The 26,306-nt window shown below is 57.9% G+C and carries 31 protein-coding genes; 12 read left to right on the top strand and 19 right to left on the bottom strand.

The features are described 5' to 3' along the window. Nucleotides 1-38 precede the first annotated feature (38 nt). The 6 genes from infB to pip form a co-directional block, all read right to left on the bottom strand. Nucleotides 39-2,522, bottom strand: a complete 2,484-nt coding sequence (gene infB / locus AC2FLO_RS14010) for a translation initiation factor IF-2 (RefSeq protein WP_496753626.1) — start codon at nucleotides 2,520-2,522, stop codon at nucleotides 39-41. Nucleotides 2,523-2,530: 8 nt separating this feature from the next. Next, complete coding sequence (locus AC2FLO_RS14005; protein WP_496753628.1) at nucleotides 2,531-3,154, bottom strand: RNA-binding protein; 624 nt, start codon at nucleotides 3,152-3,154, stop codon at nucleotides 2,531-2,533. Between the two features lie 22 nt (nucleotides 3,155-3,176). Further along, nucleotides 3,177-4,796: a transcription termination factor NusA gene (nusA, locus tag AC2FLO_RS14000; protein ID WP_480559420.1), complete on the bottom strand. Its 1,620-nt coding sequence runs from the start codon at nucleotides 4,794-4,796 to the stop codon at nucleotides 3,177-3,179. Then, nucleotides 4,796-5,386 (bottom strand): ribosome maturation factor RimP, encoded by a 591-nt coding sequence (rimP, locus tag AC2FLO_RS13995; RefSeq protein WP_267363111.1) that lies wholly within the window; start codon nucleotides 5,384-5,386, stop codon nucleotides 4,796-4,798. Before rimP ends, nusA begins: the two co-directional genes overlap by 1 nt. A 160-nt stretch (nucleotides 5,387-5,546) precedes the next feature. Next, nucleotides 5,547-6,368 (bottom strand): ABC transporter substrate-binding protein, encoded by an 822-nt coding sequence (locus AC2FLO_RS13990; protein WP_496753631.1) that lies wholly within the window; start codon nucleotides 6,366-6,368, stop codon nucleotides 5,547-5,549. After that, complete coding sequence (gene pip, locus AC2FLO_RS13985; RefSeq protein ID WP_496753633.1) at nucleotides 6,365-7,342, bottom strand: prolyl aminopeptidase; 978 nt, start codon at nucleotides 7,340-7,342, stop codon at nucleotides 6,365-6,367. The genes AC2FLO_RS13990 and pip overlap by 4 nt, the downstream gene beginning before the upstream one ends. A gap of 48 nt (nucleotides 7,343-7,390) precedes the next feature. Between pip and ubiG the strand changes: the two genes are divergently transcribed. Next, nucleotides 7,391-8,137 carry a bifunctional 2-polyprenyl-6-hydroxyphenol methylase/3-demethylubiquinol 3-O-methyltransferase UbiG gene (gene ubiG, locus AC2FLO_RS13980; protein ID WP_496753635.1) on the top strand — a complete coding sequence of 249 codons (747 nt, stop codon included), beginning with the start codon at nucleotides 7,391-7,393 and terminating at the stop codon, nucleotides 8,135-8,137. 3 nt (nucleotides 8,138-8,140) lie between these two features. Here ubiG and AC2FLO_RS13975 read toward each other — a convergent pair whose 3' ends face one another. Genes AC2FLO_RS13975 through AC2FLO_RS13960 form a run of 4 tightly spaced genes read right to left on the bottom strand, consistent with a single transcriptional unit; the run spans nucleotide 8,141 to nucleotide 10,484 of the window. Beyond that, nucleotides 8,141-8,581, bottom strand: coding sequence for a MarR family winged helix-turn-helix transcriptional regulator (locus AC2FLO_RS13975; protein WP_267363106.1), 441 nt, complete (start codon nucleotides 8,579-8,581; stop codon nucleotides 8,141-8,143). Nucleotides 8,582-8,593: 12 nt separating this feature from the next. Then, nucleotides 8,594-9,424: a carbon-nitrogen hydrolase family protein gene (locus AC2FLO_RS13970; protein ID WP_496753636.1), complete on the bottom strand. Its 831-nt coding sequence runs from the start codon at nucleotides 9,422-9,424 to the stop codon at nucleotides 8,594-8,596. Beyond that, the gene (grxC, locus tag AC2FLO_RS13965; RefSeq protein ID WP_209507200.1) at nucleotides 9,424-9,681 is read right to left on the bottom strand and encodes a glutaredoxin 3; all 258 of its coding nucleotides are present in this window, start codon (nucleotides 9,679-9,681) and stop codon (nucleotides 9,424-9,426) included. Before grxC ends, AC2FLO_RS13970 begins: the two co-directional genes overlap by 1 nt. Before the next feature lie 38 nt (nucleotides 9,682-9,719). Further along, complete coding sequence (locus AC2FLO_RS13960) at nucleotides 9,720-10,484, bottom strand: double zinc ribbon domain-containing protein (RefSeq protein WP_496753638.1); 765 nt, start codon at nucleotides 10,482-10,484, stop codon at nucleotides 9,720-9,722. Between AC2FLO_RS13960 and AC2FLO_RS13955 the strand changes: the two genes are divergently transcribed. Both AC2FLO_RS13955 and hemH read left to right on the top strand, forming a co-directional pair. After that, nucleotides 10,465-11,295, top strand: coding sequence for a methyltransferase domain-containing protein (locus tag AC2FLO_RS13955; protein WP_480587203.1), 831 nt, complete (start codon nucleotides 10,465-10,467; stop codon nucleotides 11,293-11,295). The two genes, AC2FLO_RS13960 and AC2FLO_RS13955, sit on opposite strands and share 20 nt — an antisense overlap. A 57-nt stretch (nucleotides 11,296-11,352) precedes the next feature. Further along, the gene (hemH, locus tag AC2FLO_RS13950; protein ID WP_267363099.1) at nucleotides 11,353-12,402 is read left to right on the top strand and encodes a ferrochelatase; all 1,050 of its coding nucleotides are present in this window, start codon (nucleotides 11,353-11,355) and stop codon (nucleotides 12,400-12,402) included. A 161-nt stretch (nucleotides 12,403-12,563) separates the two neighbouring features. Here hemH and AC2FLO_RS13945 read toward each other — a convergent pair whose 3' ends face one another. Both AC2FLO_RS13945 and AC2FLO_RS13940 read right to left on the bottom strand, forming a co-directional pair. After that, a complete protein-coding gene (locus tag AC2FLO_RS13945) occupies nucleotides 12,564-12,746 on the bottom strand; it encodes a hypothetical protein (RefSeq protein WP_117870963.1) in 183 nt (60 codons plus the stop codon). 139 nt (nucleotides 12,747-12,885) lie between these two features. Continuing rightward, nucleotides 12,886-13,485 carry a L,D-transpeptidase gene (locus AC2FLO_RS13940; RefSeq protein WP_267363097.1) on the bottom strand — a complete coding sequence of 200 codons (600 nt, stop codon included), beginning with the start codon at nucleotides 13,483-13,485 and terminating at the stop codon, nucleotides 12,886-12,888. Between the two features lie 169 nt (nucleotides 13,486-13,654). On the opposite strand from AC2FLO_RS13940, the gene dalA reads away from it, so the two are divergent. After that, complete coding sequence (gene dalA / locus AC2FLO_RS13935; RefSeq protein WP_480587212.1) at nucleotides 13,655-14,170, top strand: divisome-associated lipoprotein DalA; 516 nt, start codon at nucleotides 13,655-13,657, stop codon at nucleotides 14,168-14,170. A 54-nt stretch (nucleotides 14,171-14,224) separates the two neighbouring features. Here the strand turns inward: dalA and AC2FLO_RS13930 are convergent, their stop codons facing one another. The 7 genes from AC2FLO_RS13930 to AC2FLO_RS13900 form a co-directional block, all read right to left on the bottom strand. Continuing rightward, nucleotides 14,225-14,689, bottom strand: a complete 465-nt coding sequence (locus AC2FLO_RS13930) for a PTS sugar transporter subunit IIA (protein ID WP_480587215.1) — start codon at nucleotides 14,687-14,689, stop codon at nucleotides 14,225-14,227. A gap of 57 nt (nucleotides 14,690-14,746) precedes the next feature. Further along, the gene (gene hpf / locus AC2FLO_RS13925; protein ID WP_496753641.1) at nucleotides 14,747-15,310 is read right to left on the bottom strand and encodes a ribosome hibernation-promoting factor, HPF/YfiA family; all 564 of its coding nucleotides are present in this window, start codon (nucleotides 15,308-15,310) and stop codon (nucleotides 14,747-14,749) included. Between the two features lie 252 nt (nucleotides 15,311-15,562). Next, complete coding sequence (lptB, locus tag AC2FLO_RS13920; protein WP_480474775.1) at nucleotides 15,563-16,321, bottom strand: LPS export ABC transporter ATP-binding protein; 759 nt, start codon at nucleotides 16,319-16,321, stop codon at nucleotides 15,563-15,565. After that, a complete protein-coding gene (locus AC2FLO_RS13915) occupies nucleotides 16,321-16,812 on the bottom strand; it encodes an LptA/OstA family protein (protein WP_480483925.1) in 492 nt (163 codons plus the stop codon). Before AC2FLO_RS13915 ends, lptB begins: the two co-directional genes overlap by 1 nt. Nucleotides 16,813-16,815: 3 nt before the next feature. Continuing rightward, the gene (gene lptC / locus AC2FLO_RS13910; RefSeq protein ID WP_267363092.1) at nucleotides 16,816-17,415 is read right to left on the bottom strand and encodes an LPS export ABC transporter periplasmic protein LptC; all 600 of its coding nucleotides are present in this window, start codon (nucleotides 17,413-17,415) and stop codon (nucleotides 16,816-16,818) included. 11 nt (nucleotides 17,416-17,426) lie between these two features. Further along, nucleotides 17,427-18,395, bottom strand: coding sequence for a KpsF/GutQ family sugar-phosphate isomerase (locus AC2FLO_RS13905; RefSeq protein WP_496753644.1), 969 nt, complete (start codon nucleotides 18,393-18,395; stop codon nucleotides 17,427-17,429). Next, complete coding sequence (locus AC2FLO_RS13900; protein ID WP_267363090.1) at nucleotides 18,392-19,006, bottom strand: ribonuclease D; 615 nt, start codon at nucleotides 19,004-19,006, stop codon at nucleotides 18,392-18,394. The genes AC2FLO_RS13905 and AC2FLO_RS13900 overlap by 4 nt, the downstream gene beginning before the upstream one ends. 133 nt (nucleotides 19,007-19,139) lie before the next feature. Between AC2FLO_RS13900 and AC2FLO_RS13895 the strand changes: the two genes are divergently transcribed. From AC2FLO_RS13895 to AC2FLO_RS13860, 8 genes are all read left to right on the top strand, one after another. After that, nucleotides 19,140-19,397 carry a metal-sensing transcriptional repressor gene (locus AC2FLO_RS13895; protein ID WP_480474768.1) on the top strand — a complete coding sequence of 86 codons (258 nt, stop codon included), beginning with the start codon at nucleotides 19,140-19,142 and terminating at the stop codon, nucleotides 19,395-19,397. A 3-nt stretch (nucleotides 19,398-19,400) separates the two neighbouring features. Further along, entirely contained in the window at nucleotides 19,401-20,720 is a 1,320-nt protein-coding gene (locus AC2FLO_RS13890) for an MFS transporter (RefSeq protein WP_496753646.1), read from the top strand. Between the two features lie 52 nt (nucleotides 20,721-20,772). Further along, on the top strand, nucleotides 20,773-21,201 hold the full coding sequence (locus AC2FLO_RS13885; RefSeq protein WP_267363085.1) for an Lrp/AsnC family transcriptional regulator: 429 nt from the start codon (nucleotides 20,773-20,775) through the stop codon (nucleotides 21,199-21,201). Between the two features lie 72 nt (nucleotides 21,202-21,273). Further along, a complete protein-coding gene (locus AC2FLO_RS13880) occupies nucleotides 21,274-21,972 on the top strand; it encodes a transglycosylase SLT domain-containing protein (RefSeq protein WP_496753648.1) in 699 nt (232 codons plus the stop codon). 9 nt (nucleotides 21,973-21,981) lie between these two features. Then, entirely contained in the window at nucleotides 21,982-24,069 is a 2,088-nt protein-coding gene (flhA, locus tag AC2FLO_RS13875; RefSeq protein ID WP_496753650.1) for a flagellar biosynthesis protein FlhA, read from the top strand. After that, nucleotides 24,066-24,839, top strand: coding sequence for a flagellar biosynthetic protein FliR (locus tag AC2FLO_RS13870; RefSeq protein WP_496753652.1), 774 nt, complete (start codon nucleotides 24,066-24,068; stop codon nucleotides 24,837-24,839). The genes flhA and AC2FLO_RS13870 overlap by 4 nt, the downstream gene beginning before the upstream one ends. Next, the gene (locus AC2FLO_RS13865) at nucleotides 24,836-25,924 is read left to right on the top strand and encodes an EscU/YscU/HrcU family type III secretion system export apparatus switch protein (RefSeq protein ID WP_496753654.1); all 1,089 of its coding nucleotides are present in this window, start codon (nucleotides 24,836-24,838) and stop codon (nucleotides 25,922-25,924) included. The genes AC2FLO_RS13870 and AC2FLO_RS13865 overlap by 4 nt, the downstream gene beginning before the upstream one ends. Next, the gene (locus AC2FLO_RS13860; RefSeq protein WP_496753656.1) at nucleotides 25,921-26,304 is read left to right on the top strand and encodes a hypothetical protein; all 384 of its coding nucleotides are present in this window, start codon (nucleotides 25,921-25,923) and stop codon (nucleotides 26,302-26,304) included. The genes AC2FLO_RS13865 and AC2FLO_RS13860 overlap by 4 nt, the downstream gene beginning before the upstream one ends. The last annotated feature ends 2 nt before the right edge of the window (nucleotides 26,305-26,306 follow it).

The following is a 26,306-nucleotide window of genomic DNA, read 5'->3' as shown; positions in this document are numbered from 1 at the left end:
AAGGGGGCCGCTGTTTTTCGTTTTCATCCTTTGCCGGGCTAGTCCAGCGTGCGGGTGACTTCTTCGCGCTCGAAGATTTCGATCACGTCGCCTGCGCGGATATCGTCGTAGTTTTCGAACGCCATACCGCATTCCTGACCCGACTGAACCTCGGCCACTTCGTCCTTGAAACGCTTCAGCGTCTTCAGCGTGCCTTCGTGAATCACCACGTTGTCGCGCAGCAAGCGGACACCGGCAGAACGACGCGCCACGCCTTCGGTGACCAGACAGCCAGCAACCTTGCCAACGCCAGTAACCTTGAAGACTTCGCGAATTTCGGCGTAGCCAATGAACTTCTCGCGAATTTCGGCGCTCAACAGGCCGGATGCGGCTGCTTTCACGTCGTCTACGAGGTCATAGATCACCGAGTAATAGCGAATCTCGACGCCCTTCTGGTTTGCGGTATTCCGTGCAGAGGCATTGGCCCGCACGTTGAAGCCAAAGATTGGAGCGCCCGACGCTTCGGCCAGACCGACATCCGTTTCAGTAATGGCGCCAACACCCGAATGCAGAACGCGCACGCGTACTTCTTCGTTGCCGATCTTCTCCATTGCCTGAACGATGGCTTCCGCCGAACCCTGAACGTCTGCTTTCATCAGAATGGGCAACTCGGTGACATTTTCGTCTTCCTTGGCCTTCTGCATCAACTGTTCAAGGGTCGTTGCGGCACCAGCGGCAGCGCGTTTGTCCTTGGCAGCCTGTTCACGGTAGGCGGCGATTTCACGGGCTTGTGCTTCGGTCTCGGTCACGTTCAGAACATCGCCTGCTTCAGGTGTACCGTTCAGACCAAGAACCTCAACGGGAACCGACGGTCCAGCTTCCTTGACGCGCTCACCCTTGTCGTTGATCAGAGCACGGACCTTACCATACTGCTCACCCACGACAAAGATATCGCCCTGACGCAATGTACCGTTCTGAACCAGGACCGTTGCGACCGGGCCGCGGCCCACGTCCAGCTGTGCCTCGATCACGGCACCTTGGGCAGCGCGATCAGGGTTGGCTTTCAGTTCCAGAATCTCGGCCTGCAATGCGATGGCTTCCAGCAACTCGTCCAGACCCTGACCGGTGATGGCAGACACTTCTACGTCCTGAACCTCACCCGACATCTTCTCGACGATCACTTCGTGTTGCAGCAGATCGGTGCGCACCTTGTCCGGATTTGCATCATGCTTGTCGATCTTGTTGATCGCCACGATCATCGGCACCTTGGCTGCCTTCGCGTGATTGATCGCCTCAATTGTCTGCGGCATGACCGCGTCATCGGCAGCGACGACCAGAACCACGATGTCGGTCACCTGGGCACCACGCGAGCGCATCGAGGTGAAGGCCGCGTGGCCGGGTGTATCCAAGAAGGTCAGCGTCGAGCCGCCATCGGTTTTCACCTGATAGGCGCCGATATGCTGGGTGATGCCACCGGCCTCACCAGCCACAACACGCGCATCGCGGATTGCATCCAGCAGCGATGTTTTCCCGTGGTCGACGTGACCCATGATGGTGATGACGGGCGGACGAGGCTTCAGATCGTCTTCGCTGTCTTCGACTTCTTTGATGACGTCCTCAACATCCGAATCAGAGACTCGGGTGACCTTATGGCCAAACTCTTCGATGATCAGCTCGGCAGTATCAGCGTCGATGGTCTGGTTCTGCGTGACCATCATGCCCATCTGCATCAGTGATTTGACCACGTCAGCCACGCGCTCGGCCATACGGTTGGCCAGTTCCGAGACCATGATCGCCTCAGGCAGTTGTACGTCGCGGATCACCTTTTCCCGCTCGACCGAACCGCCCATGGCTTTCTGACGGGCGCGTTCCTGCTTGCGCTTCATCGCTGCCATCGACCGCTGGCGGCTGCCTTGGTCACCGGTGGCCTGACCCAGTGTCAGCTTGCCCGAACGACGGTTGTCTTCACGACCCTTGCCACGACCGCGCTGTTCGCGTTCGCGATCCTGCTTGCGAGGTGCGGCAGCAGGCGCAGGTTTGCTGGCCGGGCTGCGTGCGGCTTTGGCTTCTTCAGGGGCCGGCGAGGCGGCAGCAGCAGCAGCACGCTTGGCTTCTTCTTCAGCCTCCACGCGCTTGCGCTCTTCATCTTCGGCTTTCTGACGCGCGCGCTCTTCGGCTTCACGCTGCTCGCGCTCTTTCGCTTCCTGTTCCGCACGGCGGCGCACGCGCTCTTCTTCGCGTGCCTTTTCAGCGGCTTCGCGTTCAGCGGCTTCTTCGGCTTCGCGGGCCTTGGCAGCCTGCAAAGCCTTCATACGGCGCGCCATTTCCGCGTCGGAAATACCTGCGGGACGACGCGATGGATCACCCGAAGGGGCGGCACCGCCACCCGGCTTTGCCGCGCCCGGCTTGGGGACCACCACGCGCTTGCGTTTGGTTTCCACCACGACATTCTTGGTGCGTCCGTGGCTGAAACTCTGTTTCACATTTCCGGGGCGTGCCCCGCCACGAAGACCCAATGTCTTTTTGCCGTCACTATCGCTCATAAAGCTTCTTACCCTTCCGCGCGGCCCTTGCCGCCGTCATCCGTTTCGCGCAAGCCACGCAGGCGCTGCGCTTCCTCTACAACACGTTTGGCGAGTCCGCCAGAGGCCAAGGCCGCATGAATCACCGTTTGGCGCCCAAATGCCTGCCCTAATTCGTCTGCCGTCAGCCAACCGATGTATTTTCCGAAGTGCGGCGTACTAAGCTTCGACTTGCCGCGCCCCGATCCATCACTGGCCTGAATCAGCACCTGAGCCTCTTCCCGGTCCAGCCACGACTTGACCTTTTCATACCCGGCAACCGCGTCGCCGGACTTGCGCGCCAGACTGAGCAACTCAATCACACGGCGCGCGATCTGCTTTTCAACTTCTGTCGCCAGGTCCTGAGGCACAGTCACCTGTGCCTTGAACCCCCGCGCAAACAGTTTCTTACCAATGGCCTTGTCCAGCGCAGCACGATCCGCCGCCACATAAACGCCCCGCCCCGGCAACTTTGCCGCGACATCCGGAAAGACCTGACCGTCCGGGCCCGTCACAAAGCGGATCAAGCCATATTTAGGCTGAACCTCGCCGGTGGCGATGCACTTGCGTTCGGGTCCGTCAGACCGATCCTTATGGACGCCACCGCGACCCATACGCGCCACCCGAGACCTGAGATCAGGCCTCGACCTCCTCGTCTGCTGCGTCGCCGTCGATGTCTTCTTCCGCCTGCTCCAACTCGGCCGGATCAACCCAACCCAACAGGATACGCGCAGTCATGACCATGTCTTGTGCTTCTTCGAGCGTGACGCCAAAGGGCTCCAGCACACCATCATCCTTGACGCGTTCACCGTCGACCGTGGTCCAGCCACCGGCCAGTTCCCAGTCTGCACAGGTTGCGAAATCTTCCAGTGTCTTCACATCGTCCTTGGCCAGCGCCTCTACCATCTGGGGTGTCAGGCCTTCGAATTCAATGAGGCTGTCCTCGGCACCCAGTGCGCGCGCCGCGTCCAGAGCGGCTTTGGCCTGGGCTTCCAGGAACTCGCGCGCCCGGGTCTGAAGTTCCTGCGCAGTGCCTTCGTCGACGCCATCAATGACCAGAAGTTCATCAATCTCGACATAGGCAACTTCTTCGAGGTTGGTGAAGCCTTCGGAAACCAGCAGTTGCGCAAAGAACTCGTCCAGATCCAGACTGTCCATGAACAGTTTGGTACGAGATTCGAATTCCTTCTGACGACGCGCCGATTCTTCAGCTTCGGTCATGATGTCGATATCCAGCCCGGTCAGCTGGCTTGCCAGACGCACGTTCTGACCGCGACGACCGATTGCAAGAGACAACTGCTCTTCAGGAACGACAACCTCGATCTTGCCTGCTTCTTCGTCCAGAACAACCTTCGAAACCTCGGCAGGTTGCAGCGCGTTCACCAGGAAGGTCGGTTGGTCTTCGTTCCACGGGATGATGTCAATCTTCTCACCCTGCAGTTCGTTCACAACGGCCTGCACGCGGCTGCCGCGCATACCAACGCAGGCGCCAACAGGGTCGATCGAGCCGTCATACGAGATCACGGCGATTTTGGCGCGTGAACCGGGGTCACGGGCCACGGCCTTGACCTCGATGATACCGTCATAGATTTCCGGCACTTCCATCTTGAACAGCTCGGCCATGAACTCTGGCGCGGTACGCGACAGGAATATCTGGTGGCCACGCACTTCGCGGCGGACTTCCTTGATATACGCGCGCACACGATCATTCGGGCGATAGCTTTCGCGACCGATCTTGTCATTGCGGCGCAGAACAGCCTCGGCACCGCCGAGATCGACGATAACATTGCCGAATTCTTCGCGCTTGACGGCACCGTTGATGATGGTGCCCGCACGATCCTTGAATTCTTCATACTGACGATCCCGCTCAGCTTCGCGGACCTTTTGCAGGATCACTTGCTTGGCGGACTGCGCCGCGATCCGGCCCATTTCGACCGGCGGCACTTCTTCAACGAAAACGTCACCGACCTGCGGATCTTCCATGTACTGCTTGGCTTGTTCGACGGTGAACTCGGCCTGATAGTTCTCAAGCTCCGCATCCTCGACCACGGTGCGCACACGGGTGAAGGTCGCCTTGCCGGTCTTGCGGTCGATGGACACGCGGATGTCCATCTCGGCACCGTAGCGGCTCTTGGCAGCGCGGGCGAGCGATTCCTCCATCGCTTCGACAACCAGACCAGGGTCGATCATCTTTTCGCGGGCCACGGCCTCGGCAGTCTGCAGCAGCTCCAGCTGGTTGGCTGAGGTAATTGCCATCAGTTCGTCTCCTCTTCGGACCCTTCGGTCTCAATCTCGTCGAAAGCGTTTTCGTTCAGGGCACCCGCATCTTTGCGCTGGCGCAGCATTTCCTTAATCAGGTCATCGGTCAGGACCAGCTTGGCATCACTCAGCCAGTCGAATTGCAGGCCGATGGTGATCGTCTCGGACCCTTCGGGGATATTGATCAGAACCTCTTCCCCTTCAATCCCGGCCAGTTCCCCTTTGAACCGGCGGCGGCCATCGATCAGTTCAGAAGTTTCGATCTTGGCCTCATACCCCTCGAAAGTCTCAAAATCCTTGAGGCGGGTCAGGGGGCGGTCGATACCGGGGCTGGATACCTCGAGCGTATAGGCGTCAAGGATCGGGTCCTCGACATCCAGGGTGGCGCTGACCGCATTCGAAATCTCGGCGCAGTCATCCACTTCGATGCCGCCTTCGGGTTTGTCAGCCATGATTTGCAGCGTGGTCTGCTTGCCACTCATCAGCCGGACACGGACCAACTCATACCCCAGATCTTCGATCACCGGGGTGATGATCTCGGCAAGTCGCCGGTCGATGGCAGCTTTGGCTATCAGGTCGTTTGTCATCAGGTTCTCTACCCTGTCAGTCGGGCACAAAAAAACGGGCGCGCGGCCCGTCGAATTTTTCGGTGGAGCCTTGGACCGGAAGTCCAACGCGCCGCTGTTGAAACTGCATATACGCAGGATGATCCGAGTCTGCAACCCCCGACTGAAGTGTCACCCGGAATTACACGATCCACCACCGTTCAGCGATACGCCCGTCGTCCAGAACCGTGCGTCCGGCAATCTGCCGCGGCAATCCCACCGCCCCAGAGACGGCCAGTGCCATATCGGTCTCGGAAGGATAGTAGCGAAGACCGCGCGTACCGCGGATCTCTGACGAATCGGGGAAGGCAGCGACATCGACATAGCCATCACGCAATGCCTCGGCGCGAACACGGGCATCGGGAATAACGATCACTTCGAATGCATCGACCCAACCGGCCTGACCGTCCTTGTAATGTTCCAAAACACGGCGACCCAGGAAATGCCGCCCGTCTTCGGCGCGTTCGACACGGTAACAACCTGTGCCATTGGCGTTGTGTAGCGGCGTGACGCCTTGGCCATTGCAGGCAATGATAAAACGACTGTCCGCCAAAAGGAATGGAAGGCCCGGATTTGCCTCGGCCAGTTCCAGCCGTAAACGGTTGGCGGTCAATGCCTCGGTATGCCCGACCTCGGCCAATACGGCCGCAACATCTGCGATGTCCAAAGACGCGCCGTCGTGGAACACCGCATCGTTGCGCAGATCAAAGCTCCAGACCCTCGCATCAGCGTCGGTTTGCCAGCCCGTCGCAAGCTCGCCCCGCAAAGTGCCATCCGGGGCGATCTCGGTCAGCGTGTCGAAAACCGCACCGCGCGCCACCTGCTCAAGACTGTCGTCGCGCGGTACGGCCAATCGCAGCGTGCCGCCTTTCTCAGGTCTGTCCGCCAGGGACGCGCCTGTCGCGGCAAGCAGCGCGGCGGCGGCACCCGAAGCAAACAAGGCACGGCGGTCGATGCGTGTCATGCCAAACCCTCCGCCACGCGATCCATGATCCGGATCAGTTCTGCGCTGATCCCGGGTTCAGAAAGCGCATGACCGGCCTGACGTACCATCTTGATCTCGGCATTCGGCCAGCGTTCGCTCAGCGACCAGGCGGCCTGTGGCGGGCAAATCATGTCGTATCGCCCCTGCACGATGTGACCCGGGATATGAGCAATCCGGTCCATTTGATCTAGGATCTGCCCATCCGTTTCCAGGAACGCCTTATTGTAGAAATAGTGATTCTCGAGCCGGGCAAATGTACGGGCGTATTCGCCGGGGCTTTCGCCCACTGATCCGTTCGTATGGATCGACGCCAGCGCATTTTCCCAGTGCGACCATGCCCGCGCATACAGGGTCTCGGTCGCGCGGTCCCCCGAGAACAGGCGTTTATTGTAGGCGGTGATGGTGTCCTTCAGCTCCACCTCGGGCAACAGTGAGGTAAATTTCTGCCACTGTTCCGGCCAGAAACGTCCCGCTCCGCCGCCATAAAACCAGTCAAGTTCAGCGTCAGTTGCCAGGAACACACCGCGCAGCACCAATCGGCTGACCCGGTCTGGATGCGACTGCGCGTAGATCAACGCAAGGGTCGCGCCCCAGCTGCCGCCAAAAGCAATCCATTCATCAATCTCGAACAGGTCGCGCAACCGTTCAATATCGGCCACCAAATGCCATGTAGTGTTGTTTTCAACCGAAGCCGTGGGGCGAGACCGGCCACACCCACGCTGATCAAATAGAATCACCCTGTAGGCCTGTGGATTAAAATAACGCCGCATTGCAGGGCTGCAGCCACCGCCTGGGCCGCCATGCAGGATCACCACCGGTTTGCCTTCGGGGTTGCCGCATTGTTCCACATAGATACGGTGCCCGTCGCCCATATCGACCATACGCTGGTCGAACGGATCGATCGGCGGGTACAGATATTGAACTGCGCGCTTTTGGTCCGGGTACTTGTCCATTATGGCCCTATATAGTCCTTAAGCGTAAAAGAGCATACGGAGACAGGAATGCAAGCGCATCCGAACACGGTGGATCCATCCGAGATCGCAAAATTCGAAGCGATGGCGGCGGAATGGTGGGATCCTCATGGGAAATTCAAACCCTTGCACATGCTGAATCCTTGCCGTTTGGATTATATCACACAGCAGATCGCCGGTGAATTCGACCGCGATCTGAAAGCGCGAAATCCGTTCGAAGGGCTGCGCCTGCTGGATATCGGTTGTGGCGGTGGTCTGCTGAGCGAACCCATGGCACGTCTGGGGGCCGAGGTCGTTGGGGCCGATGCCGCCGGAGGCAACCTGCCTGTTGCGCGTATCCATGCCGAGCAATCCGGTTTGAAGATCGACTATCGCCACACCACAGCCGAAGACATGGCCGCCGCAGGTGAGCAGTTCGACGTGGTCCTGAACATGGAAGTGGTCGAGCATGTGGCCGACCCGGAGGGCTTCCTGACCGCCTCGCAAAAATTGCTCAAGCCGGGCGGGCTGCTGATCTGCTCAACCATAAACCGCAACCCGAAATCCTATGCGATGGCGATTTTCGGGGCCGAGGTCGTCATGCGCTGGCTGCCGCGCGGCACGCATGAGTGGAACAAGTTCATCACCCCTGATGAGTTGTTCGACCTGCTGCGTCAGGCTGGGATGGACCCGGTGGACCGCAAGGGGTTCGTCTTCAACCCGATCCTCTGGAGCTGGTCGATCTCGGACCGGGATTTAAGCGTGAACTATGTGACGGCGAGTGTGAAACCGGGCTGAGGGTTATTCCCCTTCCAGCTGTTTTCTCAGATCGCGCAGCACTGGCAGTGTCGACCGAACACGGTCGTCCCCCAACTCTCCGACCACGCGGTTGATCAACGGAGCAATCGAGGAAATCGCCTGATCCCGCGCGCGTTTACCGGCGGGGCTGATCGCGACCATCTTGCGGCGGGCATCGTCCCAGTCGGGGCGGATGTGGATGTATCCGGCCCATTCCAGCTTGGCCAAGGTGTTGGTCATCGCCCCTCGGGTCACGTGGAACGTGTTGGCCAGCTGCGCCGGGCTGCGCTCATCCGCGACAAAAGCCAGGTGGTTCAGAACCGAGAAATGCGAGATTTCCATGCCCTTGGGCAGCACCCGGCTAAGCCGGTTCCGCAATAGCTGGTCGGCAGTCAGGATCTCGCTGAACAGCGTGACCGCAAGGGCATTGGTGTCGTCTGTCATTGTTCCGTTCTGTCAGGGTCCGTCGAAGGAACGGCGGTGGTGCAGTGAAGGGACACGTCGCCGTGCCTCAGTCACAGAACTATCATCCAAATCGAAAATGTGAATGCCTGGATCGGTCCCTGCGTCGATCAGCACCTTTCCCCACGGGTCGACGACCATGCTGTGACCGTGAGTATAGCGTGTTTTACCGCCGGTTTTTGGATGTTCGCCTGTTTGGGCCGGGGCCAGCACCCAGCACCCGGTTTCGATTGCACGTGCGCGTAGCAAGGCTTCCCAATGCGCGGCACCTGTGACCGGCGAGAACGCGGCCGGGACGGTCAGAATGCGCGCGCCCGCCTGCGCCAGTGCCGCGTGCAAATACGGAAAGCGGATATCGTAACAGATGGTCAGACCAACCTTGCCGAAATCCGTTTCGGCGATGACCGCTTTTTCACCTGGACGGTAGTTTTTCGATTCGCGGAACGTCTCAGTCTCGGTAACCTGCACATCGAACATGTGGATTTTGTCATACTGCGCCGTGATCTGACCTTGCGGTCCGATCATAAAGCAACGATTGGCAAAGCGACCGTCACTATCATGGGTCTTGAGCCCCAACGAGCCGATCAGAAGCCATACACCCAGATCAGCAGCCTGTTCACGCAGGCCCGCCAAGGTGATGTCATCTTCTTCATGTTGTAAAACCGCGCGCTGCCGTGTGGTGCTGGTCGAAACGCAATTCGTAACCTCTGGTGTCAGAACAAAGCGGGCGCCCTGTTCTGCAGCTTCGGCCATCATACCTCGGACCATCCCGAGGTTTTCAGCCGGATCGTCCGACGAGGTGATTTGCAGCAGCGCGGTTTTCATCAGGCCGCAAGCAGAGGGTCAAGCTTGCCCTGACGCTCCAACTCGTACAAATCATCGCAACCGCCGACATGCGTAGCGCCGATGAAAATCTGCGGGACCGTGCGTTTACCCCCGGCACGTTGAATCATTTCAGGTTTGCGTTTGGGGTGCATCAGCACGTCGATTTCCTTGAACTCGACACCTTTCTGCTTCAGCAGGCGTTTGGCCGCATGACAAAAGCCGCACAGTGGCGATGTATAGATCTCTACCGACTTCATTTTCCGTTCCCTTTGGATTTCGCGCAATCTTGGGCGAATTAGGCATCCTTGGCAACGCGCGCCAGAGCCAACACGAAAATATGATTTGCCCCCGCCGCCTGACAGGCACGAGTGCATGCGGCCAGTGTTGCCCCGGACGTCATCACATCGTCCACCAGCAAAATGTCCCGGCCAGTTAGATGGCGGGCTTTTCGGGGGTGAAGGCATATCGCGTCGCCCAAAATCTGTGCCCGCTCGGCAGCTGTTTTGCCGTCCAGCACCGGCGTCTTTTTTTTGCGAATCAACAGATCGGGTACACATTCCAATCCTGTCTCGCGCGCCAGGTTCTGCGCCAACAGAGCTGACTGGTTGTATCGCCTTTTGACCAATCGTGACCAATGCAGAGGAACCGGAGCAATCACCATATCCGGTCGCAGCAGTGGGTGCCCTGCCTGCGCCATCCACTGCGCGGCAGGGCGGGCCAGTTCAGGCCGATCTCCGTGTTTCAGCGCCAGGATCAGTGACCGCGCCTTGCCGTCATACAAAAGCGCGGCGCGGCCTGCCCTCCAAGGGCGCGCGGTCTTCAGGCAATCATCGCACTCGGTCCGAAACTCGTCCTGCCCCCCGATCAGGGGCAGACCGCAACTTTCACAGACCGTGCCGCCAATGAATGGCGTTTCCCGCCAGCATGGGCCACACAGGCCAAAATCGGACTCGGTCAGGTCGCCGCACCCCATGCAACGTGGTGGATAAATCAGCGCAAGTGCGGTTTGAATCCGTTGCGCGATGCGATACTTGCCAGCTATGAAACTGCCCGAACCCACTGCACCCTCACTTTTTGACCGTGCCGCCATTCTGCGTCATCGCAGCCGCGTGCAGGATAACGCCCTTTTTCTGCACCGCGCCGCGATGGACGAGGTTCAGGATCGGCTCTCCATGGTTAACAAAACCTTTACGGCGGCAGCGATCGTGACCGCATTCCCGCAGCTTTGGACGGACGCGTTTCCCGAAGCCTCGATCATAGCGGACAACGATGTGCTGGCACTGCAACCCGGCGCCCATGACCTTGTTATCCACGCCATGACACTGCACTGCGCAAACGATCCGGTGGGTCAGTTGATCCAATGCCACCGCGCGCTGAAACCCGACGGGTTGTTGCTGGTTGTTTGTCTGGGCGGCGAAACGTTGCACGAATTGCGCTCGGCGTTGGGTCAGGCAGAGATTGACGTTACCGGTGGCCTCAGCCCCCGCATCGCCCCGATGGCCGGGTTGAGAGACTTCGGCGGTTTGTTGCAGCGGGCCGGTCTGGCCTTGCCCGTCGCAGACTCGATGCCACTCACGGCTGAGTACCGTGACATCTGGCACCTGATGCACGATCTGCGGCATATGGGTGAGGCCAATGCGTTATCCGGGCGACTGAAACACCCGACCAAACGCGCAGTATTTGAGGCCGCGCAAAACATTTACGCGTCTCATTTCACCACAGGATCGGGACGTCTGGCAGCCACGTTCGAACTGATCTGCCTGACCGGATGGTCCCCCCACGACAGTCAACCCAAACCACTGCGTCCTGGGTCAGCGCAAGCACGTTTGGCTGACGCCTTGCGCGCGGACGAGGGCAAACTGCCCGATTGACGCGCGACCAAATCCCCTTATTTCAGGCCCTAACGCAAGAAATTCAGGAAGCCTCATATGTTTGATGCCACGCGACCCGCTCACGCTCCTACGGATCACCCCAAGATCAGGATGGGGCGCGTCGGTATATTGCTGGCCAATCTGGGCACGCCAGACGACTACACATATTGGCCGATGCGCCGATATCTGAATGAGTTTTTGTCGGACCAGCGTGTCATCGATTATCCAAAGTGGAAATGGCAACCGATTCTACAGGCGATCATCCTGACCAAGCGACCTTTCAGTTCCGGCGAGGCATACAAATCGATCTGGAACCAGGAAAAGGGCGAAAGTCCGCTGATGACCATCACCAAGGACCAGACCGCCAAGTTGAGCCAGACGATGCAGGCACGATACGGTGATCAAGTCATGGTCGATTTCTGTATGCGTTACGGCAACCCATCGACCAAATCCAAAGTGCGCGCGATGGTAGCGGCAGGGTGCGATCGCATCTTGTTTTTTCCGCTTTACCCTCAATACGCTGGCGCAACGACGGCCACCGCCAACGACCAGTTCTTTCGCGCACTGATGGACGAAGCCTGGCAGCCCGCGACGCGAACCGTTCCGGCCTATTTCGATGAACCCATCTATATCGATGCGCTGGCACAGTCTGTTGAACGCGCATACGAGGCTATGGAGACAAAGCCCGACATTCTTGTCTGCTCATATCACGGGATGCCCGAGCGGTATCTTCAGCAGGGCGATCCCTATCACTGCCAATGCGCTAAAACGACGAGGCTGTTAAAGGAGCGGCTGGGCTGGACAGATGATCAATTGGTATCGACCTTCCAGTCGCGCTTCGGCCCCGAAGAATGGTTGAAACCTTACACGGTGGATCACGTGGCTGACCTGGCGAAGCAAGGCAAAAAGAACATTGCAGTTATTGCTCCGGCGTTTTCTGCAGACTGCATCGAAACGCTTGAAGAGATTAACGAAGAAATCAAAGAGAGCTTCGAAGAAGCAGGCGGGGAGACGTTTACCTATATTCCATGCCTTAACGATGACGACGCCCATATCGCGGCACTTGGAAAGGTGATCGAAGACAATCTGTGCGGGTGGCTGGCGTAAAGCGTTTCCAGAACGCAACCCGCATTTTCTATGAGAACGCCAAGCTCGGCTTGATACTGGCCTGTCAATATCCCCCCGGCGCGCAACAGGCTTGAAGACCTGTTGGAACTAAAAAAGGCGGTGGATTGCTCCACCGCCTTTTTCATGAATTCCGTGTCGGATTAGCTTGCAGCAACAGCAGCAGCAACAACGACCAGCAGGATCAGCGGCAGCAGAATGCCCTGCGACGAACCCTGAGTTTCTTCAACAACAACTGGTGCTTCAACAACCGGCTCTTCCAGGTTGCCAGCATATGCAGTCGAAGCTGCTGCAGTCAGAGCTGCGGCGAGAACGAGTTTCTTCATATTAACCTCCAGAATTTGCACGGTTCCAATACCCGGAGCCGCACATCTAAGACTTACCTCGTAGTTTTTTCTAACCAGCATTAGAGCGGGAATGCAATTGCAACTTGACCGGTGAGCGGGTTCGTACACGAAAATGTCGTCAAATTAGCAACACTTGCGTGCCAACCTTCGCCATCGAAAACAGCTCGGCGATGTCTTCGTTGAAAAGGCCGATGCAGCCGTTCGAAGATCTGCGGCCTATTTTGCGTGTATCGTGCGTCCCGTGAATGCGATAATACTTCCAGCTAAGGTATAAAGCGTGTGTTCCCAATGGGTTATCAGGACCCGGAGGAATGTAGTCCGGCCATTCCGGATTTCGCTTCTTCATCGACGGCGTCGGAGACCAGCTTGGGCCTTCGACCTTGCGGATTACGCTGGTACGCCCGCGCCGGGTGAGTTCTTCGGTCAGTGGAACCGACGATGGGTACAATTTATAGACTGTTTGGTCATCCGACCAGTAATGCAACGCCCTTGAGACGGTGTCGACCAAAATAGCGCCATTTCTGGTGTTCGAGAAATACGGTTGCCAATCCAGTGCCCGGAACCCGGATACGTTGCGGCGAACCGCCGGTTCGGTCTCGGGTGCGGGGCGCAGCGGGTCGCCCGGGATATATTGTGCCAGTGCCGGTGTAGCCAGAGTGGCGGTAGCCCCTGCCAGAAACCCTCTGCGGGTGGGCGAATGAATGCGCTTTTTGACCATGACATCGGGTCCTGTGTTTAGGTTAGGTCTGAAATCAGAGGTATTCTATTGCCAGAATGCTTCAGTCGCAAACCAAACCGGCAGAATCACGCAAGTTATGACCATTGCGCGTTTGCTCAGAACAAGCAGGCGCGCTATGCCGTATTGTGATACAATAATCAGGTCGAACATGACGCGCATCGTTTCTTTACTGTTGATTTGCTTTGTCGCGCTTGCGGCATGTACCAACACTGGCTCAACCACTCTGGGATCTGATGGTCGCCCATTGCCGACCGTATACAAGATCCGCGGCAATCCGGAAAAGCTGCAGTTCCGCATGCTTGATTCGGTCAATGCTTTGCGTCAGTCTCAGGGACTGCAGCCCGTACAGCTGAACGCACAGCTGAACGCAGCGGCAGCGACTCATTCGAAGGATATGTCGCGGCAGAACCGGCCCTGGCACTTTGGGTCAGACGGTTCATCACCGATCGACCGGGCAGCGCGTGTCGGCTATTTCGGAACGTTCCTGGGGGAAGCCATTTCCGAAACCTACGAGACCGAGACGGAAACACTTGCCGCATGGATGCAGGAACCTGGACCAAGGGCTGTCATCATGGACGCCAAAGCCACCCAAATGGGATTCGCCTGGCATCAGGAAGGCGGTGGTAAAATCTGGTGGACGCTGGAAATGGGAACCGGTGGTTGATCCGGTCAAATGAAAAGAAAGAAGCCCCCGGTTTTCGGGGGCTTTTTTAGTTAATCAGGCGGCTTGCATAGACTGCGCCTCAGTCAAGATCGCATAGAGCTTTACCGGATCAGGGTTGGCCCGGAGCTTGGTGCAAACCGAAGTATCCCGCAATGTGCGAGACACCAGCGCCAGAGCTTTGAGGTGATCAACACCCGCCTCTTCCGGTGCAAACAGCGCGAAGGCAATGTCCACAGGCTGGCGATCAACCGAACCGAAATCGATGGGCTTCTCAAGCATGACAAAAACACCTGAAACCGAATCAAGATCGGGCAGGCGCGCATGCGGCAGCGCCACACCATGGCCGACACCGGTCGGTCCAAGGCTTTCCCGCTCCAGCAGCAAATCAACTGCTTCCTGAGGATCGATACCTAGCGTCGCCGCGGCGACGTCACCGATTTCCTGAAACAGCCGCTTCTTGCTGGAAGCCGCGGACAATACACGCACCGCTTCGGGCTTCAGTATGCTCGAAAGCTCCATAATCACGCTCCATGGCACGCACCCGCATCAGCGGGTGCAGCCCCGTATCCTTGCCTGTTACGGATCAATCCAGCCGATATTACCGTCTTCGCGACGATAAACGACATTCAATCCGTCCTTGTTTTCATTTCTGAACACCAGTACTGGCGCACCGGCAAGTTCCATTTGCATAACGGCCTCTCCAACGCTCAAAGATGGGATTTTTGTTTCCATCTCAGCCACAATCATTGGCTGAAGCGATTCGGGTTCATCGACCGACTCCGATTCGTTAGAAGCGAGGATATAAGAGGACGCCCCAAAGAGTTCAACCGGTTCGGCCCGATCCTTGTGGTGGTCCTTCAGGCGGCGCTTGTAACGACGCAACTGTTTTTCCATTTTATCACAGCATGCCTCAAATGCCGCGTAGATCTCGGTTGCATGGGCCTTGGCCTGCGCCGTCAGGCCAGTGGACAGGTGCACCGTTGTTTCGCATACATATTCATGCGCCGAACGGGAAAAGACGACGTTGGCATCCGTAGGCCGCTGCGCATACTTGCCCACGACCTCATTCAGTTCGGTCTGCACGTGTGTCTGCAATGCTGAACCGATGTCGATCTGTTTTCCGCTGATTTGGTAACGCATGTGATCTCCTTCACAATTCACACCCATTCTGACGCCGCGAAACGCGGCGAGCTTGTTTTTATCGGGTGGGGGGTAGAGACATTTTCCGCGGTTGCCTTGTTTCCAGCCCTTCGAAGAAGGGACATCGATATCCAGACTGGAACCGGGTAAATGCCATAAGCCAATTGAGGCAAGAGACGAGGGAAGAGTCAATCAAAACAGATGTGTATATACGCGATTTCCGCCATGCAATTGGCACAACTCCGCGCAAGGTTATGAAATGCGGAAATTCTCGCCCAGATAGACGCGGCGCACATTCTCGTTTTCGACAACCTCATCAGGTGTGCCGGACATCAAAACCTGACCGTCATGCAGGATATAGGCCCGGTCGACAATTTCCAGCGTTTCCCGGACGTTGTGATCGGTGATCAGCACACCAATACCGCGTTTCTTCAGATCCGCGACCAGATGGCGAATATCCCCGACACTAATTGGGTCAACGCCTGCAAACGGTTCATCCAGCAGCAGGTATTTGGGGTCTGCGGCCAAACAGCGCGCGATCTCGACCCGGCGGCGCTCGCCGCCTGACAGCGCCAATGCCGGGGCCCGGCGCAAGTGTTCGATCGAAAAGTCAGACAACAGCTCTTCCAAACGCTCTTTGCGCTTATGCGCATGAGAGACCGTGATATCCAGAACGGCAGCAATGTTGTCCTCGACGCTCATGCCGCGAAAGATCGACATCTCCTGCGGCAAATAGCCGATCCCCATCCTTGCCCGCCGGTACATCGGCAAAGTAGTCACATTCTGGCCGTCGATCGTGACTTTTCCCGCCTCGGGGAACACAAGGCCCGCAACTGAATAGAACGTTGTGGTTTTACCAGACCCGTTCGGCCCCAGCAGCGCCACCACTTCGGACCGACCCAACGTCATCGAAACATCGCGGATCACCGTCTTTTTTTTGTAGGACTTCCGCAGCTTCTCGATGCGCAGCCCGGAACTGCCCTCGGTCAGTTTCAGGTCGGGACGCGCCATCAGTTGTTTCCCTGCTGCAAGATCGTTTTGACCCGCCCGGTCATTGTCGCAGTGCCCGATGTCAGGTTGGCGTTCATCTGATCGCCACTGATGATGCTGGGGCCCTGTGTCAGAAGGACATTGCCCTTCATGACAATCTCACCCGAGCCGATCTTGTATTCAGCCCAGTCGCCTTCCGCTGCATCCGGCGGGCTGACCAGAACCACATTCTCGGTCGCCTCCATTCGCTCGATCGCCGAGCGTTCCTGATTGTAGATAACCAGCACGCGTTCGGCTGTCAGGCGCATTTCACCCTGTACGACGATGACATTCCCGATGAACTCGGCCGATCCGTCCTCTTGATTGACGTTCAGGGTTTCCGATGTCACCTCGACCGGCAGGCTCGGATCGGCATTCGCGGACCCAAAAGCCACCTGCGCCTCTTGCGCAGTCACGGGCGCGGCGCCCGCGATCAAGGCGAGGCACAAAGGAACAAATCGAAAATCGAACACAAGTTATCTTTCTGCTTTTTCAGGCTCGTATACCAGCTTCACACCGTCTGTAAAAACAATATGGACCGGCCCGTCCGTTTTTTCAGTGCCAAAGGTCATACGCCCCGCGGAAAAGTTACCGATCGGACCGGTTCCGTTCACCTGCCCCGGCGTATCGCCCCGGACTTCGTCCAACGAGGTATTGAGCAGATCCGTCGTAACCTTGAGCCCATCCGCCGTGGTGATGACCACGTCACCAACAAAGGTTGCTGTTCCACTATCCGGACGGATCAGGCCGGAATTCGAATCCAGCGTAATTGTGCCGCCATTGAGCAGCCCAAAGCGGCCGCGAAACTCGGACGCGGTCGGAACCGACGCCTCGGTGCCCTGCGTGGCTTGCACCGCCTCGATATGCACGGTCTCTCCCTTGCGGGTCGTTCCGCGGTAATCCGGCCGCGTTACCACCTGTTGTGCCAGTCTCTCATCAATGTCTTTCTGCGCGAAAGGCACGGAAACGTTTGTTTCAATGCTGCGGGACAGCAGGAATACCGTGGATAACATCACAATAGCCGCAAGCGGCAACAGCACCTTCAGGAACTGCACCATGCGGGAATATCTGTCCACCTCAGCCTCCCTCAGCCCAGACCGACACGCAGGCAATCGTGGATGTGAAGCAGCCCCAAAGCCTGACCTGATGTCGCCTCGTCAACCACGAAGAGCGAGGTGATCTTACGGTCATTCATGATTGCAACCGCTTCTTCTGCCAACGCATCCGGGGATATGGTTGTGGGGTTGGGGGTCATGACCTGCTCGGTCGTTTTGTTCAGCAGCCCATCCATGTGGCGCCGCAAGTCACCGTCTGTAATGATCCCTGCCAATTGACCCTGCGGGTCCGTTACGCCAGCAACACCAAACCCCTTCTGGCTGATTTCGATCAGCGCATCGCTCATCGGAGTATTTGCCGCAATCAGAGGCAGGGCCTCTCCGACATGCATCAGATCCTGTACTGTGCTCAGCCGAGCACCCAGTTTGCCGCCGGGATGGAAGGCACGGAAATCCTCGGGCCGGAAATCGCGGTATTTCATGAGGGCAATCGCCAGTGCATCCCCCATGGCAAGGGTCAGCGTTGTGGAGATCGACGGCACCATACCAAAACCGCAGGCCTCGCCCATCGACGGGATCAGAAGATGTACGTCGGCCTGTTTCATCAATGTGCTGTCAGGTTTGCTGGACAATCCAATCAGCGGAATGCCAAAGCGGCGCGTAAAGGCCAGCAGATTGGCAAGTTCCGGTGCCTCGCCCGAATTCGAAATCGCCAAAACCACATCACCCTTGGAGACCATGCCAAGATCACCATGGCTGGCCTCGGCCGGATGCACGAAATAGGCAGGCGTTCCGGTGCTGGCCAGCGTGGCCGCAATCTTGTGACCTATGTGGCCTGACTTGCCGATGCCGCTGATGATGATGCGCCCGGTGGCCTGAAGGATCAGCTGCACGGCTTTAGCAAAATGCGCGTCCAGACTGTCGGCAAGTACGTCCAGCGCGCGGGCTTCGTCAGTCACCACCTGACGGGCGGTTTTCAAGAATGCTTCGGTATCGGTCATGAGTGCGCAAAGATATCCGTTTCGGGCCAACCGGCGAGGTCCAGTTTCGCACGCATCGGCAGGAAGTCAAAACAGGCCTGCGCCATTTCAGTCCGGTCCTCGCGAGCCAGCCGAATGTTTAGCGCATCGCGCAGCTGATGCAGATAAAGAACGTCAGACGCAGCATAATCCAATTGAGCGTCCGTTAATGAGGCTGCGCCCCAATCGCTCATCTGTTGCTGTTTGGAAATATCGACACCGATGAGTTCCTGACACAGGTTCTTGAGCCCATGCCGGTCGGTATAGGTCCGCACCAGGCGGCTGGCGATCTTGGTGCAATAGACCGGCGCGGCCAGAGCACCAAATGTATGGTACATAGCGGCGATGTCGAAGCGCCCGAAATGGAACAGCTTCAGAATGTCAGGGTTTTCCAGCATGGCACATAGGTTCGGCGCCTCAGTCTGGCCTTTTTCCACCTGCACGATATGGCTGTTGCCGTCACCACCCGACATCTGAATCACGCACAAGCGGTCCCGATGTGGGTTCAGACCCATGGTTTCACAGTCAATGGCCACAACAGGGCCCAGATCCAGCCCGTCCGGCAGGTCGTTTTTGTACAAATGGTTCGCCACCCGACTATTCCTTTGTGCGGTATCGCCTCCGAGATAGGCGGTTTGGTCCATAAACTCAACGCCGTCCAAAAGTCACGGGCAAATCCCCGCAACAAGATTGACAATATCCTCATGGGGGGGATAGGGATACATCATGACAAATTTACCCCGCGAGTCGCATCCGCATATCACGGCAAGGCTGAAACGGGCCCACGGGCATCTGGCAAAGGTCATTGCCATGCTTGAAGGTCAGGCGCCCTGTTCTGACATCGCCCAACAGCTGTTTGCCGTTGAAAAAGCGGTCACCAACGCCAAGCGTGCCTTGATCCATGATCACATCGACCATTGCCTGTCTTCCGATGGCGATAGCGGCGGGATCGAGGATTTCAAAGCCATCACGAAATACCTCTGAACCATGCTGAGCATTCTAAAAAACCGGACCTACCGCCACCTGTTTGCTGCCCAGATCGTCGCCCTGACCGGAACCGGGCTGGCCACAGTCGCGCTTGGGCTGCTGGCCTTTGATCTGGCCGGAGACGCTGCTGGCCTTGTGCTGGGCACCGCGCTAACGATCAAGATGGTGGCCTATGTCACCGTGGCCCCCCTGGCCGCTGCATTTGCCGAGCGGCTGGACCGTCGGAAAATGCTGGTTCTTCTGGACCTGATCCGCGCCGCAGTCGCTGTATGCCTGCCTTTCGTGACCGAGGTCTGGCAAATCTATGTGCTGATCTTCGTGCTACAATCCGCCTCGGCGGGCTTTACGCCCGCCTTTCAGGCAACGATCCCGGACGTCTTGCCGGACGAAAACGAATATACCCGCGCTTTGTCACTGTCACGTCTTGCCTACGACATGGAAAGCCTGCTGAGCCCGATGTTTGCCGCGGCTCTTCTGTTGCTGGTCAGCTTCAACAGCCTGTTCTGGGGCACAGCGCTGGGGTTTGTTGCTTCGGCATTGCTGGTGGTCTCGGTCGTCCTGCCCTCGCCCAAGCCCAGCAAACCACGCGGAATCTATGACCGCACGACACGCGGAATTCGCATCTACCTGAAAACGCCCCGGCTGAGGGGGCTGCTTGCGCTTAACTGGAGCGCCGCAGCGCTGAGTTCGATGGTAATCGTCAACACAGTGGTCATCGTGCGGGCCACCCTTGGCCTGTCAGAAAGCGCCGTGGCCATTGCACTGGCCGGATTTGGCGGCGGGTCGATGCTGGCGGCGTTTGCTCTGCCCCGACTGCTGGATCGGATTGAGGATCGCAAGGTTATGCTGTCCGGAGCCATTCTTGCGTCGGGCGCTATGGCCGTCGCCTCGGTTCTGACCGCGACGACCCCGCTTACGCTGGGTGTCCTTGCCGTTTTTTGGGCCTTTATCGGCTTTGGGTATTCTACAACCCTTACGCCTTCGGGTCGTTTGTTGACCCGTTCGGCCCATCCCGAAGACCGCCCCGCCGTCTTTGCCGCACAGTTTACTCTGTCACACGGCTGCTGGTTGGTGCTGTATCCGCTGGCTGGGTGGATAATGACTGCCTATGGGCCGACTGTTGCGCTCGGCAGTATGTCCATTCTGTCCGTGGCAGGCGTGATTGTGGCAGCCAGTCTTTGGCCGCGTGACGATCAGGAACCGGTTGTTCACACTCACCCCGATCTGCCAGCCGATCATCCGCATCTGGCCGGGGCGGACCCGCACGCGCACCCGATTATAATCGACGACCTGCACCCACGCATGCCGCGTGAGCCTTGAGAAAAGATGTCAATCTGATCTAAACCCGGACTTGCCGCAAACCGGAGCCCCAATGGACCAGCTTGACCGCCGTATCATCGCCGCCCTGCAAGCCAATGCACGTGCCTCGACCACGCAGATCGCGGCCTCGCTGGGTGTGGCCCGCACGACTGTGCATGAACGGATCAATCGTCTGGAACATCGCGGCGTAATCACCGGATACACCGTGCGCCTTGGGTCCACGGAAGACACACCCAAAGTGCAGGTCATCGTCATGCTGGAAGTGCAGCAGAAGGAAACCAACCGGATCCTTAAACGGCTCGAGGCTTATCCCGAGGTCAAACTATGCCTATCGATCAATGGCGAATTCGATCTGATGCTGACCGCTGATGCCCCGAGGCTGGAGGATCTGGACATTCTGGTGGACGATCTGGCGAAGATCCCTGGCGTCCTGCGCACCAATACAAGCGTTGTTTTTGGGCGCAGGATTGACCGAAACTGAGGCTGCGATAACCCTCTGTAAACCGATCGGCGGCTAGCTTGGCCGAAAACGCCAGAATCCCGGACCGGCAGAATGCCAATTCGCAGAATACCGATTGCTTTCATGATACTGCATGTGCTGTTGGCGCAGGTGGGTTCTGCCATGCACGCAGCACCGACAGGCGGGCTTTGTGATCAGGCCGCGCAACATGCGGCACTGTCCGAAGATGTTCCGCTGGACGTGCTGCGCGCCATAACTCGCGTTGAAACCGGGCGAACAGTCGACGGAATGTTGCAGCCCTGGCCGTGGACCATAAATGTCGAAGGTCAGGGGTATTGGTTCAAGTCCGAGGCCGAGGCCAAGGCCTATGTTTTCAAAATTTTCAAAGCGGGCTCTCGCAGCTTTGACGTCGGGTGTTTCCAGGTCAATTATCGCTGGCATGGCAAGGCCTTCCGCTCGATCGATGCGATGTTCGATCCGGATGCGAACGCAACCTACGCCGCCCGCTTCCTGAAAGACCTTTATTTCGAGCTTGGTTCGTGGCCTGCTGCGGCCGGGGCGTATCATTCCCGCACGAATGCTCTGGCCGAGGCTTATCGCGGTCGGTTCCAGACGGTGATGGCTCAATTGGACAACCCGCCCTCGCACGAGTTTTCTGGCAAGTCACCCGATCCGTTCACAAGGGCCGGAGCGCCCTTGATTCCGATGCTAGTGGCCTCACCCGCCACCGCTGCTCTGGGCTCTCTGGTCCCGACCAATAGCACAGCAAATGCTTTCATCCCTTTCAATTAGGAAACCTGCGTGCCCAAGATTGACATCCGGTCCCTGTTTTCACCAACCGTTCTGTTGGCACTGGCGCTGGTGACCGTCATCGTCATGATGATCCTGCCCATGCCCGCCTGGGTGCTGGACGTCGGGCTAGCCGCCTCTTTCGCGCTGGCCATCCTGATTTTCACTCTGACGCTGTTCATCGAACGTCCGCTGGATTTCTCGTCCTTCCCAACGATTCTTCTGGCATCGTTGATGTTGCGCCTGTCGCTGAACGTCTCGTCGACCAAACTGATCATCGGTCAGGGACATACCGGGCCGAACGCCGCGGGTGACGTGATCGAAGGGTTCGCCAATTTCGTCATGGGCGGCAGCATCTTTCTTGGCCTTGTGGTATTCGGCGTGCTTCTGATCGTGAACTTCATGGTCATCACCAAAGGGGCCGCCCGTATGGCCGAGGTCGGCGCGCGCTTTGCCTTAGACGGGATGCCGGGCAAGCAGCTTGCCATCGACAGCGACATGTCAGCCGGTGCCATCGACCATCAGCAAGCCAAGGAACGGCGGGAACGCGAACAGCAGGAAACGACGTTCTTTGGCTCGCTCGACGGTGCGTCGAAATTTGTCAAAGGTGATGCCGTTGCCGGCCTTCTGATCACTCTTTTGAACCTTGTTATGGGTTTGGTCATGGGCGTGATCGTGCACGGAATGCCGGTGTCTTCGGCGTTCGAGACTTATGCAATCCTGACCGTCGGTGATGGTCTGGTCTCGCAAATCCCTGCGGTTATCATCTCGATTGCCTCTGCATTGCTGCTGGCGCGCGGCGGAACACAGGGTGCCACCGACAATGCCATTTTCTCCCAACTCGGGCGGCATCCGGCTGCGCTGTCTACTGTGGCGGTTCTTATGGTTCTGTTTGCGCTGGTGCCCGGCCTGCCTTTCCTGCCGTTCATCCTTGGTGCAGCTGTGCTTGGTTATGCGGCCTACAGAATTCGGAAAAAGCAGAAAGAAACGGACCCGTCATTGCATTCGCAGGCGACCGAAACCGAGGTGTCGGTCTCGCAGGCTATTGGTGATATTCTGGATCTGGATGACGTGCACCTTGAATTCGCACCCGATCTGGTAAGCTTGGTTTTGAATCCCGCAACCGGGTTGGATGCCCGCATCGCCAATATGCGCAACTACGTGGCGTCTACCTTCGGATTGATCCTGCCCGAAATTCGCCTGACTGATCGAGCCGACCTGCCAACCGGAACCTATGTGATCAAGGTTCAGGGGGTCGAACAGGCGCGCGGCGTTCTGAACCCCGATCTGGTTCTGGCTCTGGTTCAGGACGGGTTCGATCTGTTGCCCGAAGGCAATGACGTGACCGAGCCGGTTTACGGCGCGCCTGCCCGCTGGATCCTGCCCAAACATCAGGAGGACGCAGCGCTGAACGGGGCCACTATCGTCTCACCGCCCGAGATCCTGGCCACGCATCTGCTAGAGATTATCAAGCAGAACTTCTCGCGCTTGCTGACGTTGAAATCCCTGCGCCGCCTGCTGACCGAAATGACCCGCCTGAGCGACCCAGTTCGGGCTGAGGCAAACCGCAAGTTGCTGGATGAATTGATCCCCGACAAAGTGCCAATGGACACATTGCACGCCGTTCTGCGACTGCTTCTGGAGGAACGGGTTTCGATCCGGAACATGGCCCTGATCCTTGAAAGCGTTGCCGAAGCACGGCTGACAACCACCCAGCCTGAAGGCATCTGCGAATTGGTGCGCCAGCGTCTCGGATTTCAACTGATCGCCGATATGAAGCGTGAGGATGGCTCAATCCCGCTGATCCAACTGGCCCCCGAGTGGGAGGAAACGTTCACCACCTATCAGGTCGACGCGCCCAGCGCCGGACTGGATGTCGCGCTACCGCCGAACCTGTTTAACAAGCTGGCCGACGGCATGGTCAGCAGTATCGCCAGATCTGCTGATAACGGTCTGTTTCCTGCTGTCGTGACCTCGTCCCGGCGACGCCGGTTGTTGCGTACGATCATGCATGCGCGCGGCGTTTCAAACCCGGTCCTTTCTTTTGAGGAAATCGGGTTGGAAGCCAAACCCGCGCTGGTAGGAACTGTTCCCGCGTGATCGCTCTGCCACCAGAATTGTTGACGCAGCTGGCCGAACCGCTCTGGCAGGCCTTTGCGGTTTTTCTGCGCGTCTCTGCTTTGGTTTCGCTGTTGCCTGCTTTCGGCGAACGCAGCATTCCAACACGGATGAAACTGGGGATATCCGTCGCCTTTACCCTGATCATTTTTCCGGCAACCCAACCTCTGGACCTGTCTCCCAGCCTGTGGACGCTGGGGTGGTTGGTTGGGACAGAAATCCCGATTGGGCTGGCGCTTGGAACCGGGCTGCGGCTGTTTGTTTTGGCGCTGCAAACCGCGGGATCCATTGCCGCGCAATCCACGTCATTGTCGCAATTGCTGGGTGCGGCGGCCACTGATCCTGTTCCGGCAATGGGATACCTGCTAACGATCGCGGGGCTAACGCTTGCCGTCATCATGGGCTTGCACGTACGGGCCGCGCAATTCCTGATCCAGAGTTATGCCCTATTCCCCATGGGGTTGGTGCCAAGCTCGGCAGATTTGTCCCATTGGGGTGTGCGACAAATCTCACGCAGCTTTGGGTTGGCCTTCTCGCTGGCAACGCCATTCGTCATCGCCTCGTTGATCTACAATCTTGCACTTGGGGTTATCAACCGGGCCATGCCGCAATTGATGGTCGCCTTGGTGGGCGCGCCAGCAATAACGTTTGCTGGGCTGTTTTTGCTGTTTGCGGGCGCACCATTGATCCTCTCTGTTTGGTCTGACGCGCTGATTGCCTTCTTCATGAACCCGATCGGAGGCCAGCGATGAGCGGTGCCGATGACGACAGCGACAAGTCATACGAGCCGACGCCGCAAAAGCTCCAGAAAGCCCGTGAAAAGGGCGAGGTTCCCAAGTCCAACGACTTGTCGGTTGTTGCGGCATATACTGGGCTGCTGATCGCATTGTTGGCGGCAGGGCAGTACGCGGTCGCGCAATTGGGAACTCTGTTCATGGTCCTGATCGACCAATCCAACCAGATCGCGAACCTTCTGAAAACCGGACCTGCGGCAGCAACGGTTGCCGAAATTCTGAGTGGCGCGTTGCCACCCATTGCCGTGCTTTTCTGCCTGCCCGCGGTGGCCGTTTTGTTAAACCTGATTGCTCAGCGCACGCTGGTGTTCGCCCCCAGCAAACTGAAACCAAAGCTTTCGCGGATTTCCCTTGTTTCGAATGCCAAAAACAAGTTCGGGCGCGGTGGCTTGTTCGAGTTCGCCAAGAGTGCAACCAAACTGGCGATTTACAGCCTGTGCCTCGCACTTTTCATCAAGTCGAATCTGGCCGAAATTCTGTCTGCCAGCGCGGCCCCGGCAAAGTCATCCATACTGCTGATGATGAACCTGTTGTTTCGCTTCCTGTTCATTGTGGTTGCCATCGCACTCGGCATCGGCGTTATCGACTTTCTGTGGCAATACGCCGAGCACATGCGCAAGAACCGCATGTCGCGCAAAGAGATCCAGGATGAAACTAAGAACGCCGAAGGCGACCCGTATGTAAAGCAATACCGCCGTCAACGTGCGCAGGAGATCGCCTCCAGCCAGATGATGGTAGATGTTCCGGGCGCGGATGTTGTTATCGTAAACCCCACCCATTTTGCCGTTGCACTGAAGTGGTCTAGGGCTACTGGCAGCGCACCTGTTTGTGTCGCCAAAGGTGTGGATGCAGTAGCCGTTTCCATCCGTTCTGCTGCGGCTCAGGCCGGCGTTCCGATCCGCTCGGATCCTCCGACGGCGCGTGCGCTTCACGCAACTGTCGACATCGGGCAGGAGATCTCCGAAGAACAATTTCGCCCCGTTGCCGCTGCAATCAGGTTCGCCGAAGCGATGCGGAAACGTGCAAAGGAGCAGATCCGATGAAGGACACTCAGTTAAGCGGGCTGGACAAAATAGCCGACGTCGCTTTCCAGAAGCAATTTCAGACACTCCGCCCAATCCTCGAGGCCGAGGCCAGAATTCAGAACCAATTGGCGAAACTGGATCATCAGCTTGACCAGGTGCGCAAAGCCAGCGGTTGGACAGAAGGATATCAGATATCCGGGGCCGACATTCTTTGGAATGGCTGGGAATCTGCCACGCGACGCGCGTTGAACATGCGACTTGCCCAAACGCGCGCTCAGAAACTGGCCGGTCTGGAGGCGCTCAGAATTGCATTTGGCCGCAAACAAGCCGTCGCAACCCTGCGGGATCAGCAGCTGAAAAGCCATCGGCAGGCCGTTGCTCGAAAGCAAACCCGTTAATG

The organism is Ruegeria sp. TASC047, from assembly GCF_059612445.1.
Note: the sequence above shows the minus strand (reverse complement) of the source record. Positions and strands in the feature narration are given on the sequence as shown.